This is a genomic window from Haemophilus parainfluenzae (assembly GCF_900638025.1).
GTDB lineage: Bacteria > Pseudomonadota > Gammaproteobacteria > Enterobacterales > Pasteurellaceae > Haemophilus_D > Haemophilus_D parainfluenzae_J.
Genome location: NZ_LR134481.1, coordinates 402,938 through 417,756, shown reverse-complemented (window position 1 = coordinate 417,756; position 14,819 = coordinate 402,938). Strand labels below are relative to the sequence as shown.

13 protein-coding genes, 4 tRNA genes and 1 riboswitch are annotated in these 14,819 nt (G+C 41.4%); of the genes, 12 read left to right on the top strand and 5 right to left on the bottom strand.

Annotation, left to right across the window (positions count from 1 at the left end):
• Positions 1-41: 41 nt before the first annotated feature.
• From waaA to EL215_RS02040, 7 genes are all read left to right on the top strand, one after another.
• On the top strand, positions 42-1,337 hold the full coding sequence (gene waaA, locus EL215_RS02070) for a lipid IV(A) 3-deoxy-D-manno-octulosonic acid transferase (protein WP_049356791.1): 1,296 nt from the start codon (positions 42-44) through the stop codon (positions 1,335-1,337).
• Positions 1,334-1,810: a pantetheine-phosphate adenylyltransferase gene (coaD, locus tag EL215_RS02065; protein ID WP_126469867.1), complete on the top strand. Its 477-nt coding sequence runs from the start codon at positions 1,334-1,336 to the stop codon at positions 1,808-1,810. The genes waaA and coaD overlap by 4 nt, the downstream gene beginning before the upstream one ends.
• A complete protein-coding gene (locus EL215_RS02060) occupies positions 1,807-2,019 on the top strand; it encodes a lipoprotein (RefSeq protein WP_005694824.1) in 213 nt (70 codons plus the stop codon). The genes coaD and EL215_RS02060 overlap by 4 nt, the downstream gene beginning before the upstream one ends.
• Before the next feature lie 13 nt (positions 2,020-2,032).
• Positions 2,033-4,045: a DNA helicase Rep gene (gene rep / locus EL215_RS02055; RefSeq protein ID WP_126469865.1), complete on the top strand. Its 2,013-nt coding sequence runs from the start codon at positions 2,033-2,035 to the stop codon at positions 4,043-4,045.
• A gap of 154 nt (positions 4,046-4,199) precedes the next feature.
• Positions 4,200-4,293: transfer RNA gene (locus tag EL215_RS02050), tRNA-Ser, on the top strand.
• 23 nt (positions 4,294-4,316) lie between these two features.
• A tRNA-Arg gene (locus EL215_RS02045) sits at positions 4,317-4,393 on the top strand.
• A 53-nt stretch (positions 4,394-4,446) separates the two neighbouring features.
• Positions 4,447-4,523, top strand: a tRNA-Arg gene (locus tag EL215_RS02040).
• 53 nt (positions 4,524-4,576) lie between these two features.
• Here the strand turns inward: EL215_RS02040 and EL215_RS02035 are convergent.
• Positions 4,577-5,257: a metallophosphoesterase family protein gene (locus EL215_RS02035; protein ID WP_126469863.1), complete on the bottom strand. Its 681-nt coding sequence runs from the start codon at positions 5,255-5,257 to the stop codon at positions 4,577-4,579.
• Between the two features lies 1 nt (position 5,258).
• Positions 5,259-6,365, bottom strand: coding sequence for a multifunctional transcriptional regulator/nicotinamide-nucleotide adenylyltransferase/ribosylnicotinamide kinase NadR (nadR, locus tag EL215_RS02030; RefSeq protein WP_126469861.1), 1,107 nt, complete (start codon positions 6,363-6,365; stop codon positions 5,259-5,261).
• Positions 6,366-6,491: 126 nt separating this feature from the next.
• Positions 6,492-6,665: riboswitch (FMN riboswitch) on the top strand.
• 88 nt (positions 6,666-6,753) lie between these two features.
• Between nadR and ribB the strand changes: the two genes are divergently transcribed.
• Complete coding sequence (gene ribB / locus EL215_RS02025) at positions 6,754-7,401, top strand: 3,4-dihydroxy-2-butanone-4-phosphate synthase (protein WP_126469859.1); 648 nt, start codon at positions 6,754-6,756, stop codon at positions 7,399-7,401.
• 70 nt (positions 7,402-7,471) lie between these two features.
• Here ribB and dusA read toward each other — a convergent pair whose 3' ends face one another.
• Both dusA and EL215_RS02015 read right to left on the bottom strand, forming a co-directional pair.
• Positions 7,472-8,458, bottom strand: coding sequence for a tRNA dihydrouridine(20/20a) synthase DusA (gene dusA, locus EL215_RS02020; protein ID WP_126469857.1), 987 nt, complete (start codon positions 8,456-8,458; stop codon positions 7,472-7,474).
• 3 nt (positions 8,459-8,461) lie between these two features.
• The gene (locus EL215_RS02015) at positions 8,462-9,847 is read right to left on the bottom strand and encodes a chloride channel protein (RefSeq protein WP_126469855.1); all 1,386 of its coding nucleotides are present in this window, start codon (positions 9,845-9,847) and stop codon (positions 8,462-8,464) included.
• A gap of 254 nt (positions 9,848-10,101) precedes the next feature.
• On the opposite strand from EL215_RS02015, the gene rpsL reads away from it, so the two are divergent.
• The 4 genes from rpsL to tuf all read left to right on the top strand — a co-directional run bounded on the left by rpsL (position 10,102) and on the right by tuf (position 14,530).
• Complete coding sequence (rpsL, locus tag EL215_RS02010) at positions 10,102-10,476, top strand: 30S ribosomal protein S12 (RefSeq protein WP_005543325.1); 375 nt, start codon at positions 10,102-10,104, stop codon at positions 10,474-10,476.
• A 146-nt stretch (positions 10,477-10,622) separates the two neighbouring features.
• A complete protein-coding gene (rpsG, locus tag EL215_RS02005; RefSeq protein WP_005699184.1) occupies positions 10,623-11,093 on the top strand; it encodes a 30S ribosomal protein S7 in 471 nt (156 codons plus the stop codon).
• 84 nt (positions 11,094-11,177) lie between these two features.
• Complete coding sequence (gene fusA / locus EL215_RS02000; RefSeq protein WP_049356775.1) at positions 11,178-13,280, top strand: elongation factor G; 2,103 nt, start codon at positions 11,178-11,180, stop codon at positions 13,278-13,280.
• A gap of 65 nt (positions 13,281-13,345) precedes the next feature.
• Positions 13,346-14,530, top strand: coding sequence for an elongation factor Tu (gene tuf / locus EL215_RS01995; RefSeq protein ID WP_005635637.1), 1,185 nt, complete (start codon positions 13,346-13,348; stop codon positions 14,528-14,530).
• 148 nt (positions 14,531-14,678) lie between these two features.
• Here tuf and EL215_RS01990 read toward each other — a convergent pair.
• Positions 14,679-14,773: transfer RNA gene (locus EL215_RS01990), tRNA-Sec, on the bottom strand.
• Between the last annotated feature and the right edge of the window lie 46 nt (positions 14,774-14,819).

The window sequence follows — 14,819 nt, the reverse complement described above, 5'->3', positions numbered from 1 at the left end:
ATACTAGCCGAAATTTTTTTCAGTATAACCGAATTTATTTTATGTGGCGTTTTTTTTATACCAGTCTGATGTACTTGATTCAGCCTTTAGTATTGTTTTTTATGCTACTACGTAGTATTAAGTCGCCTAATTATCGAAAGCGTTTAGGTGAGCGTTACGGGTTTTATGAAAGATTAAGTAAGCCTGCGCAAAATGGCGTAGTTATTCATGCAGCTTCGGTTGGAGAAGTGATAGCTGTAACGCCTTTAGTAAAGCGTATTCAGCAAGATTATCCACATTTACCGATAACGTTTACAACCGTTACGCCTACAGGTTCTGAACGAGTAAAAGCCGCGTTCGGGGAAAGTGTGACGCATTGTTACCTGCCTTATGATTTGCCCGATGCCATTCATCGTTTTATTGATTTTATTCAACCTAAAGTATTCATTGTGATTGAAACGGAACTTTGGCCAAATTTGATTGATTGTTTGGCTCATCGAAATATTCCTTTCATTGTGGCGAATGCACGTCTTTCTGCACGCTCAGCGAAACGTTATGGGAAAGTGAAACAATGTTTGCAACGTATGTTTTCTCAAATCAGTTTGATTGCACCACAAGACAATATCAGCGGAAAGCGCTATTTAGCGTTAGGCTACGAGAAAGAACGTCTACGATTAACAGGCAATATTAAATATGATCTTGTCGTTAGTGATGACTTATTAAAAAAAATTGCGCTGCTTAGTGCAGATTGGGTGAAAAATCGTCCTGTTTGGATTGCGGCGAGTACGCACGAAGGGGAAGAAGAACTTATTTTACATGCGCATCATTTGTTATTAAAAAAACATCCGAATTTGCTGTTATTGCTAGTGCCTCGTCATCCTGAACGTTTTAATCCTGTGGCAGATTTAATTGAAAAAGCCAACTTTCACTTTATTCGTCGTTCAACGGGGGGGATTCCTTCAGAAAATACCCAAGTGATTCTGGGTGATACCATGGGTGAGTTGATGTTGATGTATGGTATTTCAGATATTGCGTTTGTCGGCGGAAGTTTGGTCAAACATGGGGGACATAATCCTTTAGAGCCTTTGGCATTTAAATTACCCGTTGTGAGTGGAAAGTATACCTTCAATTTTCCTGAAGTTTTTACTTCGCTCTTAGAAGTGCAAGGTGTGTTGCAAATCAACTCAACAGAAAAAGCATTGTCAGAGATTATTGATAAGTTATTGAATTCGAAAGGAGCGCGTCAACGTTTAGGCAATGCAGGTTACGAGGTATTAATCGAAAATCGTGGCGCATTACAGCGTCTTTTAGATTTGCTTCATCCTTATTTAACCCATATTTCGGAGAACAATAAATGACAAGCGTAATTTACCCTGGCACGTTTGACCCGATTACAAACGGGCATTTAGATATTATTGCGCGAAGTGCGGTCATTTTCCCGAAAGTTTTTGTCGCGGTGGCGAATAGTCCGAGCAAAAAGCCATTGTTCTCATTGGAAGAACGCGTTGAGCTGGTGCGTCAATCGGTCGCTCATTTGCCCAATGTGGAAGTATTTGGATTCTATGATTTACTCGCGAATGAAATCAAAGCGAAAAAGATTACCGCCATTATTCGTGGCGTGCGTACAACGACGGACTTCGAATATGAATTACAACTGGCCGCGTTAAACCGTTTATTAACCGAGGGTGTGGATAGTTTGTTTTTCCCACCAACAGAAAAATGGGCGTTTGTGTCTTCCACGATTGTACGAGAAATTTATTTACATCATGGTGATGTGAAAGAACTGGTGCCGGAAGCCGTCTATTTAGCTTTAAAAGCACGTCGTGAATGAAAAAAACACTTCTGATTTTAACCGCACTTTTAGCGTTAACCGGTTGTGGTACGGTGGTGAAATTAATCGATCCATCGGAAAAATACACACCTTATGCGGGGGCGGCTTATGATTTAGAGATGGCACAAAAATGGGGCTTACCTATTTTAGATTTGCCATTGTCATTTTTATTAGATACCGCATTATTGCCTTATGCGTGGTCAAATTAATTTGCATTAAGATATGAAACTCAATCCTCAACAACAACAGGCTGTCGAATATGTCAGTGGGCCTTGCTTGGTGCTGGCAGGCGCAGGCTCGGGCAAAACTCGCGTGATCATCAATAAGATTGCTCATTTGATTGAACACTGCGGTTATTTACCTAAACAGATCGCCGCCGTAACCTTTACCAACAAAGCCGCTCGTGAAATGAAAGAGCGTGTAGCCCATTCCATTGGTAAAGAAAAATCCAAAGGATTGATTGTTTCCACTTTCCATACCTTAGGTTTCGACATTATCAAACGGGAATATAAAGCTTTAGGCTTTAAATCGAATATGACCTTGTTTGATGAGCACGATCAAGTTGCCTTACTCAAAGAACTGACGGCAGATGTGTTGCAGGAAGATAAGGATTTATTGCGAGAATTAATCTCGGTTATTTCCAACTGGAAGAATGATTTGGTTTCGCCAAAACAGGCTTATGCCTTAGCGAAAGAGGCAAAATATCAAACCTTTGCAAAATGTTATGAGCGTTATGCGGCGCAAATCCGTGCTTATAATGCGTTGGATTTTGATGATTTGATTATGTTGCCAACCTTACTTTTCAGGCAGAACGAAGAAGTGCGGTCAAAATGGCAGGAGAAAATCCGCTATCTGTTGGTGGATGAATATCAAGATACCAATACTAGCCAATATGAGCTCATCAAATTACTGGTTGGCGAGCGAGCATGTTTTACTGTCGTAGGCGATGATGACCAATCCATTTATTCTTGGCGAGGTGCTCGACCGCAAAATATGGTGCGCTTGCGTGATGATTTTCCGCATTTGCGAGTTATCAAATTGGAACAAAATTATCGTTCCACTCATCGTATTTTGCATTGTGCCAATATTTTGATTGATAACAACGAGCACGTATTTGACAAAAAGCTTTTTTCCAACTTGGGTGAAGGTGAAAAACTGCAAGTCATTGAAGCGAAAAATGAAGAACATGAAGCCGAACGAATTGTGGCGGAATTAATTGCTCATCGTTTTAGCCGTAAAACTAAATTCAAGGATTATGCGATTTTGTATCGGGGGAATCACCAATCCCGTCTATTGGAAAAAGTACTGATGCAAAACCGTATTCCATACAAAATTTCTGGTGGGACGTCTTTTTTCTCTCGAGCTGAAATTAAGGACATGATGGCCTACTTGCGTTTGTTGGTCAATCAAGATGATGATGCAGCCTTTTTGCGTATCGTGAATACACCGAAACGGGAAATTGGTACCGCAACACTGCAAAAATTAGGCGAGTTGGCACAGGAAAAACATATCAGCTTATTTGAGGCGATTTTTGAGTTTGAACTCATGCAACGAGTCACGCCAAAAGCCTATAATGCCTTGCAAAAATTTAGTCGTTGGATGGTGGAGTTGAATGATCAAAGTTTACGTTCCGATCCTGAAACAGCGGTGCGTTCTTTACTTTCTTCATTGCATTACGAAGAATATTTGTATGAATATGCCAATAGTCCGAAAGCCGCTGAAATGCAGAGTAAAAACGTGGCGACGTTGTTTAGCTGGGTAGAGGATATGCTTAAAGGCGATGAAGTGAATGAGTCAATGAATTTAAATCAAGTGGTTACCCGTTTAACCTTGCGCGATATGATGGAGCGAGGTGAAGATGATGATGAGAGTGATCAAGTGCAATTAATGACATTGCACGCCTCCAAAGGCTTAGAGTTTCCCCATGTGTATTTAATCGGTATGGAAGAGGGGATTTTGCCTCATCAAACCAGTATCGATGAAGATAATGTGGAAGAAGAACGCCGTCTAGCCTATGTGGGCATTACGCGAGCACAACAAACGCTCACTTTTTCTCTTTGTCGTGAACGACGTCAGTTTGGTGAGTTAATTCGCCCAGAGCCGAGTCGTTTCTTGGCAGAGTTACCGCAAGATGATGTGCAATGGGAAAAAGATAAGCCAAAATTGACGGTAGAGCAGAAGCAACAACAAACATCGAGTCAGCTCGATCGTTTACGAGCAATTTTAAAAGGTTAGATATGATTAAAGTGCGGTGAGAAATTTATTTGTTTTTTCAACCGCACTTTATTTATGCAAAATGTAGATAAATCAAGCAACCAAAACGGCTTTTACAAAAAATGATTTGACTTATTTTCAAAAAAACGTATTATACCGCCCACAAACCGATTGTGGTGAGATGGCCGAGTAGGCTGAAGGCGCTCCCCTGCTAAGGGAGTATGGGGTCAAAAACTCCATCGAGGGTTCGAATCCCTCTCTCACCGCCATTTGTTTTTAGTTTTATTATTCTGCACCCGTAGCTCAGCTGGATAGAGTACTCGGCTACGAACCGAGCGGTCAGAGGTTCGAATCCTCTCGGGTGCGCCATTTTAAATCGACTCTATCAGTTAAAATGGTCACGAAGAATAAAACATCACTACGCACCCGTAGCTCAGCTGGATAGAGTACTCGGCTACGAACCGAGCGGTCAAAGGTTCGAATCCTTTCGGGTGCGCCATCTTCTCTCTTCAAACTTTTCTTTTTATCAAAAAGAATTAACGCTTCATTTAGTTATTTTTCTCGATCATCAATGGTTTTTAACAAATAATTTCCGTGTATGTCTGCGACACTTCTAAAACCGACATTCGTGATTTTATAAGGAAAATTTGTCTTGTACTCGACGTTATCGTGGTGATGACCATGGAAAACGTGTCTTACTCCTAATTTTTCAGCAAGTTGATTAATCACACGAAATCCCATTGGATGGGGCTTCGGTGCCTCATGACAAATTAGAATATCGGCTTGTTCGTTTTCAATGGCTTCGATATCAGAAGGGAAAATAGACGTGCGATGACGCAATGGTACACCGCCACGCCAAATTTTTTCTTGCGGGCTATATTGGCAATAGTGGATGGGGTCAAAATACATCGGTTTATTGGGTGGCATCCAGATTTGTCCACGGAATACGCCACCTAAGCCTGCAATGCGTTGTCCTTGAATTTCAACAACACGATTATGCAAATTACGCGATTTCCAATGTGTCCCCCAAATCGCCTCAAATGCGGCAACGGTTTTGCTATCATGGTTGCCATGAATAAACCAAATATCACAATGTTGTGCGAGTCTATCTAATTCATCAGGCGAAGAAAGCTGCAAGTCGCCTAAAATAATCAGGGCAACATTGTCATTCTCTTGCACGAAAGGATAAAGATGTTCGTAACTTCCGTGCGGATCGCCTGCGAATAAAATCACCTTATTTCTCTGCTAAAATTTGTTTGCTATGTTGCAGATCATCTAGTACTTCGTCATTGAGCACTTTTTCAATCACTGATTTTACTTGGTTATAGCGATCTAAGTAACTTGGAGACTCAATTTCAATATAGGGTACTTTATATTTATCGAGTAATTTTTTCAATAATTGCTGGAATTGTTGGCGTTGTTGCTGACTACCTAAACTGCGCAAACCGTCATCCACCCATTTGGTATTATTTTTTAAGAGAATTGTTACATCAAACGGATATTCTTTAATCATGGAGTCTAAGAATGGATGAGCTTTTCCTTCATATTGAATACAAAATGCTTGTGTTGTGATGAAATCTGTATCAATAAAAGCAATTTTGTGTGCGTGTCGGACGGCATAATCAATATAACGCTGATGGCCGAGTGCCATTTGTGGATAGTCAGAATATTGCATGGCTTGCTCATCGCCACCTAATTTCTCAAAGACATATTCCCGACCATATTCCCAGGCGGAGGTGGTATTAAATACAGCCGCCAGTTTGCTGACTAGCACACTTTTTCCACTGCTTTCGCCGCCTAAAATAGCAATAGTCTTTGCAAAGAACGGACGGACTTCTTTCGGAATAAACTTCCAATACTGGAAAGGAGTAGTACGAATTTTCGTGGCGGATACATTAAAGAAAGAGCGGTCAGGATCGACTAAAGAAACTTCAAGCCCTAAGTATTGTTCGTATGGCGCTTTGTCTTGCGGTTCACTGCTAAAAACAATCGTAGGGCTAAATTGTTTTTCTTCAAATAGATTTTTTACCGCCTCACTCCAAGCTCGCCAGCCATTCGGATAGCTTGGGATGCCATCTTCTACTAAGTGATGGATAAGAATTTGATTTTGTTGATATTTAAAGATTTGTTGCATCCAACGAAGACGATCCTGTACTGTTGGCATACGTTTCATTTTGCTATCGTAAAAGAGTTTTAAGTCACGCTCCATATCGCTACACACAATCACGTGAAGCTCATCTACTTTACTGAATGCTTCATAAATCATATTAATATGGCCGGTGTGAACAGGGTAGAATTTCCCAAAAATCACACCCACTTTTTTATCGTGTTGGTTCGACATAATGTATCCTTCGCTAAATGACCACTGGAGGTGGCTGAATAGTCCTATTTTATGCAATCTTTGTGCAAATAAAAACATTTTTCATTGAATGATTTTTTACAGCTAAATTTTGCGTTATACTACGACCTGCATTCTCAGGGCAGGGTGAAATTCCCTACCGGTGGTGATAGCCCACGAGCGCTTAAAAGAGCGGGCAGTTTTGATCATGTTTTTGACGAAATTGTTTCGGATCGTTTTAAGGTTAGCAGATTTGGTGAAATTCCAAAGCCGACAGTATAGTCTGGATGAAAGAGAATAAAACGGATTGGGTTCCCACTTCCGTTCTATTTATTTGCATTTCTCAGCCCTGATTCTGGTTAATTTTAACGTAACAACAAAGGAAATTACGATGAATCAGTCAATTTTATCTGTATTTGGTGTGACCAGCGAAGAGCGGGTGATTAACGCATTAAACGTATTCAAACAAGGTAATGGCGTATTAGTATTGGATGATGAAGATCGCGAAAATGAAGGTGATTTAATTTTCCCAGCAGAAACGATTACCCCAGAACAAATGGCAAAACTTATTCGTTATGGCAGTGGTATCGTGTGTTTATGTATCACCGATGAACAATGCAAACAGCTTGATTTGCCACCGATGGTTGAGCATAACAATAGCGTTAATAAAACTGCGTTTACCGTGACGATTGAAGCGGCAGAAGGTGTGTCGACAGGTGTATCGGCGCAAGATCGCGTCACTACAATCAGAGCGGCAATTGCAGATCATGCAAAACCGGCAGATCTTCACCGTCCTGGGCATGTTTTCCCATTACGTGCGGCAGAAGGTGGTGTTTTAGCCCGTCGTGGTCATACTGAAGCGTCTGTTGATTTAGCACGTTTAAGCGGTTTTAAACCGGCAGGTGTAATTTGTGAAATCACGAATGATGATGGCTCTATGGCTCGCGCACCAGAAATTATCGAATTTGCGAAAAAATTTGGTTATGCGGTATTAACAATTGAAGATTTAGTGGCATATCGTCAAAAACATCAGTGCTAATTAAATACTCAGAAAACAAAAGTGCGGTCAGAATATTTGTTAAATTCTGAACGCACTTTGCGTTTTAGGCTTAATTGGTTTCCACAAAGCTTAATGCCGTTTCGACCACTTCGATTCCCGCGCCTTGTTTAAAGGCATTTTCACTTAAATAGCGTCGCCATTGTCTTGCCCCTTTACAGTTTTGGAATGCACCAAGCATATGTCGAACGATATGATTTAAATAGACACCTTGACTTAGTTGTTTTTCAATATAAGGGAACATGGCTTTCACCGCTTGTCTTGGTGTGACGATATCCGCATTAGCATCAAAAAGCATTTGATCAACATAGCCCAGCAACGACGGATTTTGATAAGCCTCACGCCCAACCATTACGCCATCAACAAATTGCAAATGATGTTTCATTTCTTCGATGGTTTTAATGCCGCCATTAATTGCAATGGTTAACTGTGGGAAATATTTCTTTAATTGATAAACACGCTCATAATCTAAAGGGGGTATTTCTCGATTCTCTTTTGGGCTTAATCCTGAAAGCCAGGCTTTTCGTGCGTGAACAATAAATTCTTGGCAGCCCGCATGATGAACTTTTTCGATAAAATCGCAGAGAAATTCATAGCTATCCAAATCATCAATGCCAATACGCGTTTTTACGGTAACAGGAATATTCACGGCATTTTGCATTTCTGCAATACATTCTGCCACTAAATCTGCTTTTGCCATTAAGCAAGCACCAAACATACCATTTTGTACGCGATCAGAAGGGCAGCCGACATTCAGATTAATTTCATGATAGTCTCTTTCTTGAGCTAATTTGGCACAATGTTTAAGCTGTGCGGGATCACTTCCACCAAGTTGTAAGGCAACTGGGTTTTCTTGCAAATCAAAATCTAAATGATCGTATTTCGCATGAATAATGGCGGGAGCCGTAACCATTTCAGTATAAAGCAACGCATGTTTACTAAATTGGCGATGAAAATAGCGACAATGACGTGTCGTCCAATCTAACATTGGCGCAACGGAAAAGCGTCCACGATAAAAGTGCGGTTGATTTTCTGACATATTTTATTTCTCTTGAATCTTGTTACGGCGAAGATCTTCTGCTTGTTGTTCCTGCATTCGTTGGCGGAAACGTCCAGCCGCAAAGTGGTAAAAAGGTTTTGGACTAAATTGGCGCGAAATTATGGAGGCAATGATACTGGAAATCAAGAGCCAAATCAGCACAGGTTGAGCCCCCGTCATTTCCATCACCACTACGCTGGCTGTCACTGGGGATTGTGTGCCGCCGGCTAAAAAAGCTGCCATACATAAAATGACCAAGAAACGTTGATCGACCATGCCGTTGCTTATTTCCCATAACATGGTACCAATACCCGCACCAGTGGTGAGAGAGGGGGTAAAAATTCCGCCCGCGATGCCATTCCAATACGTCGTAACCGTTGCGAAGAGTTTTAGTATCCCAACTTTAGGTGAAACGAGTTGTCCTTCTAATGCCCTTGCAACAACATCATAACCTGTTCCATAAGTTTGTCCTTCGCTGTAGGTGCCCATAGTAGCCAACACTAAACCAAGTAATAAGGCAATATAAATAGGATGTTTACGGATCCAATCTCGCCATTTGATCGGCGAAAGAGCCACAAGCCCTTTGGCAAGGAGTCGCCCAAATATACCACCCAGCACACCGCAAACCACGCCACAAATACCAAGCCAAAGATATAAATAATGAATAGCAGTTGCACCTTTATAGGCAGGAAAGTAAGGGCTATTGCCTTGAATCGCCACCAAAATAAAACCAGCTGCTAATACGCCGAGCAATACGCGTCTTTCCCAGCGCAACATCACGCCTCGTCCAAGCTCTTCAATGGCAAAAATGACACCAGCCAAAGGCGCATTGAATGCAGCAGCAAGACCGCCTGCTGCACCGGTGGCAATGAGTTCATTCGTACTTAATCCGCGGAAAGCAAAGTTATATTTACGACAGAAATTTCCCCAAGCGAGCATGACTGCAGCACCCACTTGAACAGAAGGGCCTTCACGTCCAACAGACGCACCGATAACCATTGCAAAGAAAGTAAGTGGAATTTTCCAAATGGTTTGACGAAATTCGACCAGCTTTGTTTTATAGCCACTATAAGGAAGATTGATAGATGCAATCACTTGCGGAATACCGCTGCCTCCAACATAAGGCGTGTATTTAGCAGTAAACCAGGTAAGGCATGCAAGACCAAGTGGCAAGACGATCCAAACGGCGAGAGGATATTTGGCAGACCAATAAGCGTTAAATTCAAGTCCCATATCGGCGAGTTTTGCGAATCCAAAGGAAAAGAGTGCAACGAATGTTGCGCCAATTAGTAGACATATAAATTCTAGGGTTTTATGAGAGATACGATGCGTTTGTCGAAGCTTTTTATGATAAAAATAACGTAAATGGTAGAGGAATGAACGTAACATAAATTTTGCCCAAAAATTATTTTAGTTAAAATTATAAAACCCCAACTAAAGACAGGCAATTAATTTAAAAGGACCGCTCATTTGGCGTAGCTTTTTTGACAAGCGATCCTCTGCGATCCATTTTTGTTTAAATATTGACAATACTAGGTGAAACCATTAAAATTCAGCGTCTATTTCTTCCGTCTATTGGATGGAGAGATAGATTTTGTAACAAACATTCTATTATGAATAACATTTAAACTGGAGCTTTTTTAATGGCAACTATCAACCAGCTAGTACGCAAACCGCGTGTGAAAAAGGTTGTAAAAAGTAACGTTCCTGCATTAGAGGCTTGCCCGCAGAAACGTGGTGTGTGCACTCGTGTATACACAACTACACCTAAAAAACCGAACTCAGCATTACGTAAAGTATGTCGTATTCGTTTAACTAATGGCTTTGAAGTAACTTCTTACATCGGCGGCGAAGGTCACAACCTTCAAGAGCACAGTGTTGTGCTTATCCGTGGTGGTCGTGTTAAAGACTTACCAGGTGTGCGTTACCACACTGTACGCGGCGCATTAGACTGTGCAGGCGTTAAAGATCGTAAACAAGGTCGTTCTAAATACGGCGTTAAACGTCCTAAAGCTTAATGGAACTCCGTTAAGTAAGGCCAAACGTCTAAATTAGTAAAAATTTAAATCAGAAACTCCAGTATCACATTAGCTCACTTTAAAGTGCGGTTAATTTTTATAGAGTTTTGGATATCCTGAAGATTAAATATACGGAGAAATTCGCAATGCCACGTCGTCGTAGTGTTGAACCACGCAAGATTCTTCCAGATCCGAAGTTCGGTTCAGAGTTACTTGCAAAATTTATTAATGTATTAATGGTAGACGGTAAAAAATCCGTTGCTGAAACCATCGTTTACGGTGCGTTAGACAAACTTGCAGAACGCACAGGTAAAGAACCTTTAGAAGCATTTGAAATTGCACTTGAAAACGTTCGTCCAACTGTTGAGGTTAAATCTCGTCGTGTTGGTGGTTCTACTTACCAAGTGCCAGTTGAAGTACGTCCAGTTCGTCGTAACGCATTAGGTATGCGTTGGATCGTTGAAGCTGCACGTAAACGCGGTGATAAATCAATGGCTTTACGTCTTGCAAATGAATTATCTGATGCATCAGATAACAAAGGCGCAGCAGTGAAAAAACGTGAAGATGTTCACCGTATGGCTGAAGCTAACAAAGCATTTGCTCACTTCCGTTGGTAATACGCTTTTAAAATTTAAGGGCTTCATCCTAGATGAAGCCTTACCCTTATATAAACTGATATTAAACTTAACAAGGTTATAATAATGGCTCGTACAACCCCTATTGAAAGATATCGTAATATCGGTATTAGTGCGCACATTGATGCTGGTAAAACTACTACCACTGAACGTATCTTATTCTACACCGGTGTAAGTCACAAAATTGGTGAAGTACACGATGGTGCAGCAACAATGGACTGGATGGAACAGGAACAAGAGCGTGGTATTACCATTACCTCTGCGGCAACTACCGCATTCTGGTCTGGTATGTCACAACAGTTCCCACAACATCGTATTAACGTTATCGATACCCCGGGACACGTAGACTTTACTGTTGAAGTAGAACGTTCTATGCGTGTTCTTGATGGTGCGGTAATGGTTTACTGTGCGGTTGGTGGTGTTCAACCTCAGTCTGAAACTGTATGGCGTCAAGCTAACAAATATGAAGTTCCACGTATCGCGTTCGTAAACAAAATGGACCGTACAGGTGCTAACTTCTTACGTGTTGTTGAACAACTTAAAACTCGCTTAGGTGCTAATGCCGTTCCTCTTCAACTACCAATCGGTGCAGAAGATAACTTCACTGGTGTTGTTGATTTGATCAAAATGAAAGCAATCAACTGGAACGAAGCTGACCAAGGTATGACGTTCACTTATGAAGAGATTCCTGCGAATATGCAAGCAGACTGTGAAGAATGGCGTCAAAACCTTGTAGATGCGGCAGCTGAAGCAACTGAAGAATTAATGGAAAAATACCTTGGCGGTGAAGAGTTAACTGAAGAAGAAATCAAAGCTGGTCTTCGTCAACGTGTATTAGCAAATGAGATCATCTTAGTAACCTGTGGTTCTGCGTTCAAAAACAAAGGCGTTCAAGCAATGCTTGATGCAGTTGTTGAATACTTACCAGCACCAACTGATATTCCTGCAATTAAAGGTATCAACCCAGATGAAACTCAAGGTGAGCGTAAAGCAAGCGATGATGAGCCGTTCTCTTCATTAGCATTCAAAATTGCAACTGACCCATTCGTAGGTAACTTAACCTTCTTCCGTGTGTACTCAGGTGTAATTAATTCTGGTGATACAGTATTAAACTCAGTTCGTCAAAAACGTGAACGTTTTGGTCGTATCGTACAGATGCACGCTAACAAACGTGAAGAAATCAAAGAAGTTCGTGCGGGTGATATCGCTGCAGCAATCGGCTTAAAAGATGTAACAACGGGTGATACATTATGTGCTATCGACGCACCAATCATCCTTGAGCGTATGGAATTCCCAGAGCCAGTAATCTCTGTAGCAGTAGAACCTAAAACTAAAGCAGACCAAGAAAAAATGGGTCTAGCATTAGGTCGTCTTGCTCAAGAAGACCCTTCATTCCGTGTACACACTGATGAAGAATCTGGTGAAACCATTATTTCTGGTATGGGTGAGTTACACTTAGATATCATCGTTGACCGTATGAAACGTGAGTTCAAAGTGGAAGCTAACATCGGTAAACCACAAGTATCTTACCGTGAAACGATCCGCACTCGTGTTAACGATGTGGAAGGTAAACACGCAAAACAATCTGGTGGTCGCGGTCAATATGGTCACGTTGTTATTGACTTATATCCATTAGATCCAGAAGGTCCTGGTTATGAATTTGTAAACGAAATCAAAGGTGGTGTAATCCCTGGTGAATACATTCCTGCGGTTGATAAAGGTATCCAAGAACAGCTTAAATCTGGTCCGTTAGCGGGTTATCCAGTAGTCGATCTTGGTGTACGTTTACACTTCGGTTCATACCATGATGTTGACTCATCTGAATTAGCGTTTAAATTAGCCGCTTCTTTAGCATTTAAAGCAGCATTCGCTAAAGCAAACCCGGTTCTACTTGAGCCAATCATGAAAGTTGAAGTAGAAACTCCACCTGAGTATGTTGGTGATGTAATCGGTGACTTAAGCCGTCGTCGTGCTATGGTTAATGGTCAAGAAGCGAACGAATTCGTTGTTAAAATCGATGCAGAAGTTCCACTTTCTGAAATGTTCGGTTATGCAACAGACTTACGTTCACAAACTCAAGGTCGTGCGTCATACTCAATGGAACCATTAAAATATGCTGAAGCGCCAACAAGTGTTGCTGCTGCAGTAATTGAAGCGCGTAAAAAATAATTTTTTGTAACAATCCGCTCTATAAGTCGAATGGCTTATAGAGCATTTTCTAGGAAACTAAACAAATGTCTAAAGAAAAATTTGAACGTACAAAACCGCACGTAAACGTGGGTACAATCGGCCACGTTGACCACGGTAAAACAACTTTAACAGCAGCAATCACAACCGTATTAGCAAAACACTACGGTGGTGCAGCTCGTGCATTCGATCAAATCGATAACGCGCCAGAAGAAAAAGCGCGTGGTATCACCATCAACACATCACACGTTGAATACGATACTCCAACTCGTCACTACGCACACGTTGACTGCCCAGGACACGCGGACTATGTTAAAAACATGATTACCGGTGCGGCGCAAATGGACGGTGCTATTTTAGTAGTAGCGGCGACAGATGGTCCAATGCCACAAACTCGTGAGCACATCTTATTAGGTCGCCAAGTAGGTGTACCTTACATCATCGTATTCTTAAACAAATGCGACATGGTAGATGACGAAGAGTTATTAGAATTAGTAGAAATGGAAGTTCGTGAACTTCTTTCTCAATATGACTTCCCAGGTGATGATACGCCAATCGTACGTGGTTCTGCATTACAAGCATTAAACGGCGTTGCAGAATGGGAAGAAAAAATCCTTGAGTTAGCAAACCACTTAGATACTTACATTCCTGAACCAGAGCGTGCAATTGACCAACCGTTCCTTCTTCCAATCGAAGACGTGTTCTCAATTTCAGGTCGTGGTACAGTAGTAACAGGTCGTGTTGAGCGTGGAATCATCCGTACTGGTGATGAAGTTGAAATCGTAGGTATCAAACCAACAGCGAAAACAACTGTAACTGGTGTTGAAATGTTCCGTAAATTACTTGACGAAGGTCGTGCAGGTGAAAACATCGGTGCATTATTACGTGGTACTAAACGTGAAGAAATCGAACGTGGTCAAGTGTTAGCGAAACCAGGTTCAATCACTCCACACACTGATTTCGAATCAGAAGTTTACGTATTATCAAAAGATGAAGGTGGTCGTCACACTCCATTCTTCAAAGGTTACCGTCCACAGTTCTATTTCCGTACAACTGACGTAACTGGTACAATCGAATTACCAGAAGGCGTGGAAATGGTAATGCCTGGTGATAACATCAAAATGACAGTAAGCTTAATCCACCCAATCGCGATGGACCAAGGTTTACGTTTCGCAATCCGTGAAGGTGGCCGTACAGTAGGTGCTGGTGTTGTTGCGAAAATCATCAAATAATTGATGTATTAACTGTAACAAGTTAGATTAAGAAGGTGTATCGAAAGATACGCCTTTTTGTTTGCCTAGAATTCCGCAAAATTATAATGAAACACAAATTAAAAATATGAATGTTAGGAAGAGAGAAATATTTGTTGGAGGAAAAAAGTGGCGGAAGGTCATGGGAGTTGAACCCACCCGGGAACGCTGGCGTCCCCAACAGGATTTGAAGTCCTGCCACCTCACCGGAGATGACGACCTTCCGTTATTGAAATTACGGTTACTTTAGCGTAAATTAGTTCGCAATTCA

Coding starts and splice junctions, on each gene's coding strand:
- rpsG (WP_005699184.1), top strand. CDS start 10,623: ATGCCACGTCGTCGTAGTGTTGAACCACGCAAGATTCTTCCAGATCCG.
- rep (WP_126469865.1), top strand. CDS start 2,033: ATGAAACTCAATCCTCAACAACAACAGGCTGTCGAATATGTCAGTGGG.
- ribB (WP_126469859.1), top strand. CDS start 6,754: ATGAATCAGTCAATTTTATCTGTATTTGGTGTGACCAGCGAAGAGCGG.
- rpsL (WP_005543325.1), top strand. CDS start 10,102: ATGGCAACTATCAACCAGCTAGTACGCAAACCGCGTGTGAAAAAGGTT.
- dusA (WP_126469857.1), bottom strand. CDS start 8,458: ATGTCAGAAAATCAACCGCACTTTTATCGTGGACGCTTTTCCGTTGCG.
- waaA (WP_049356791.1), top strand. CDS start 42: ATGTGGCGTTTTTTTTATACCAGTCTGATGTACTTGATTCAGCCTTTA.
- EL215_RS02060 (WP_005694824.1), top strand. CDS start 1,807: ATGAAAAAAACACTTCTGATTTTAACCGCACTTTTAGCGTTAACCGGT.
- EL215_RS02015 (WP_126469855.1), bottom strand. CDS start 9,847: ATGTTACGTTCATTCCTCTACCATTTACGTTATTTTTATCATAAAAAG.
- fusA (WP_049356775.1), top strand. CDS start 11,178: ATGGCTCGTACAACCCCTATTGAAAGATATCGTAATATCGGTATTAGT.
- coaD (WP_126469867.1), top strand. CDS start 1,334: ATGACAAGCGTAATTTACCCTGGCACGTTTGACCCGATTACAAACGGG.
- nadR (WP_126469861.1), bottom strand. CDS start 6,365: ATGTCGAACCAACACGATAAAAAAGTGGGTGTGATTTTTGGGAAATTC.
- tuf (WP_005635637.1), top strand. CDS start 13,346: ATGTCTAAAGAAAAATTTGAACGTACAAAACCGCACGTAAACGTGGGT.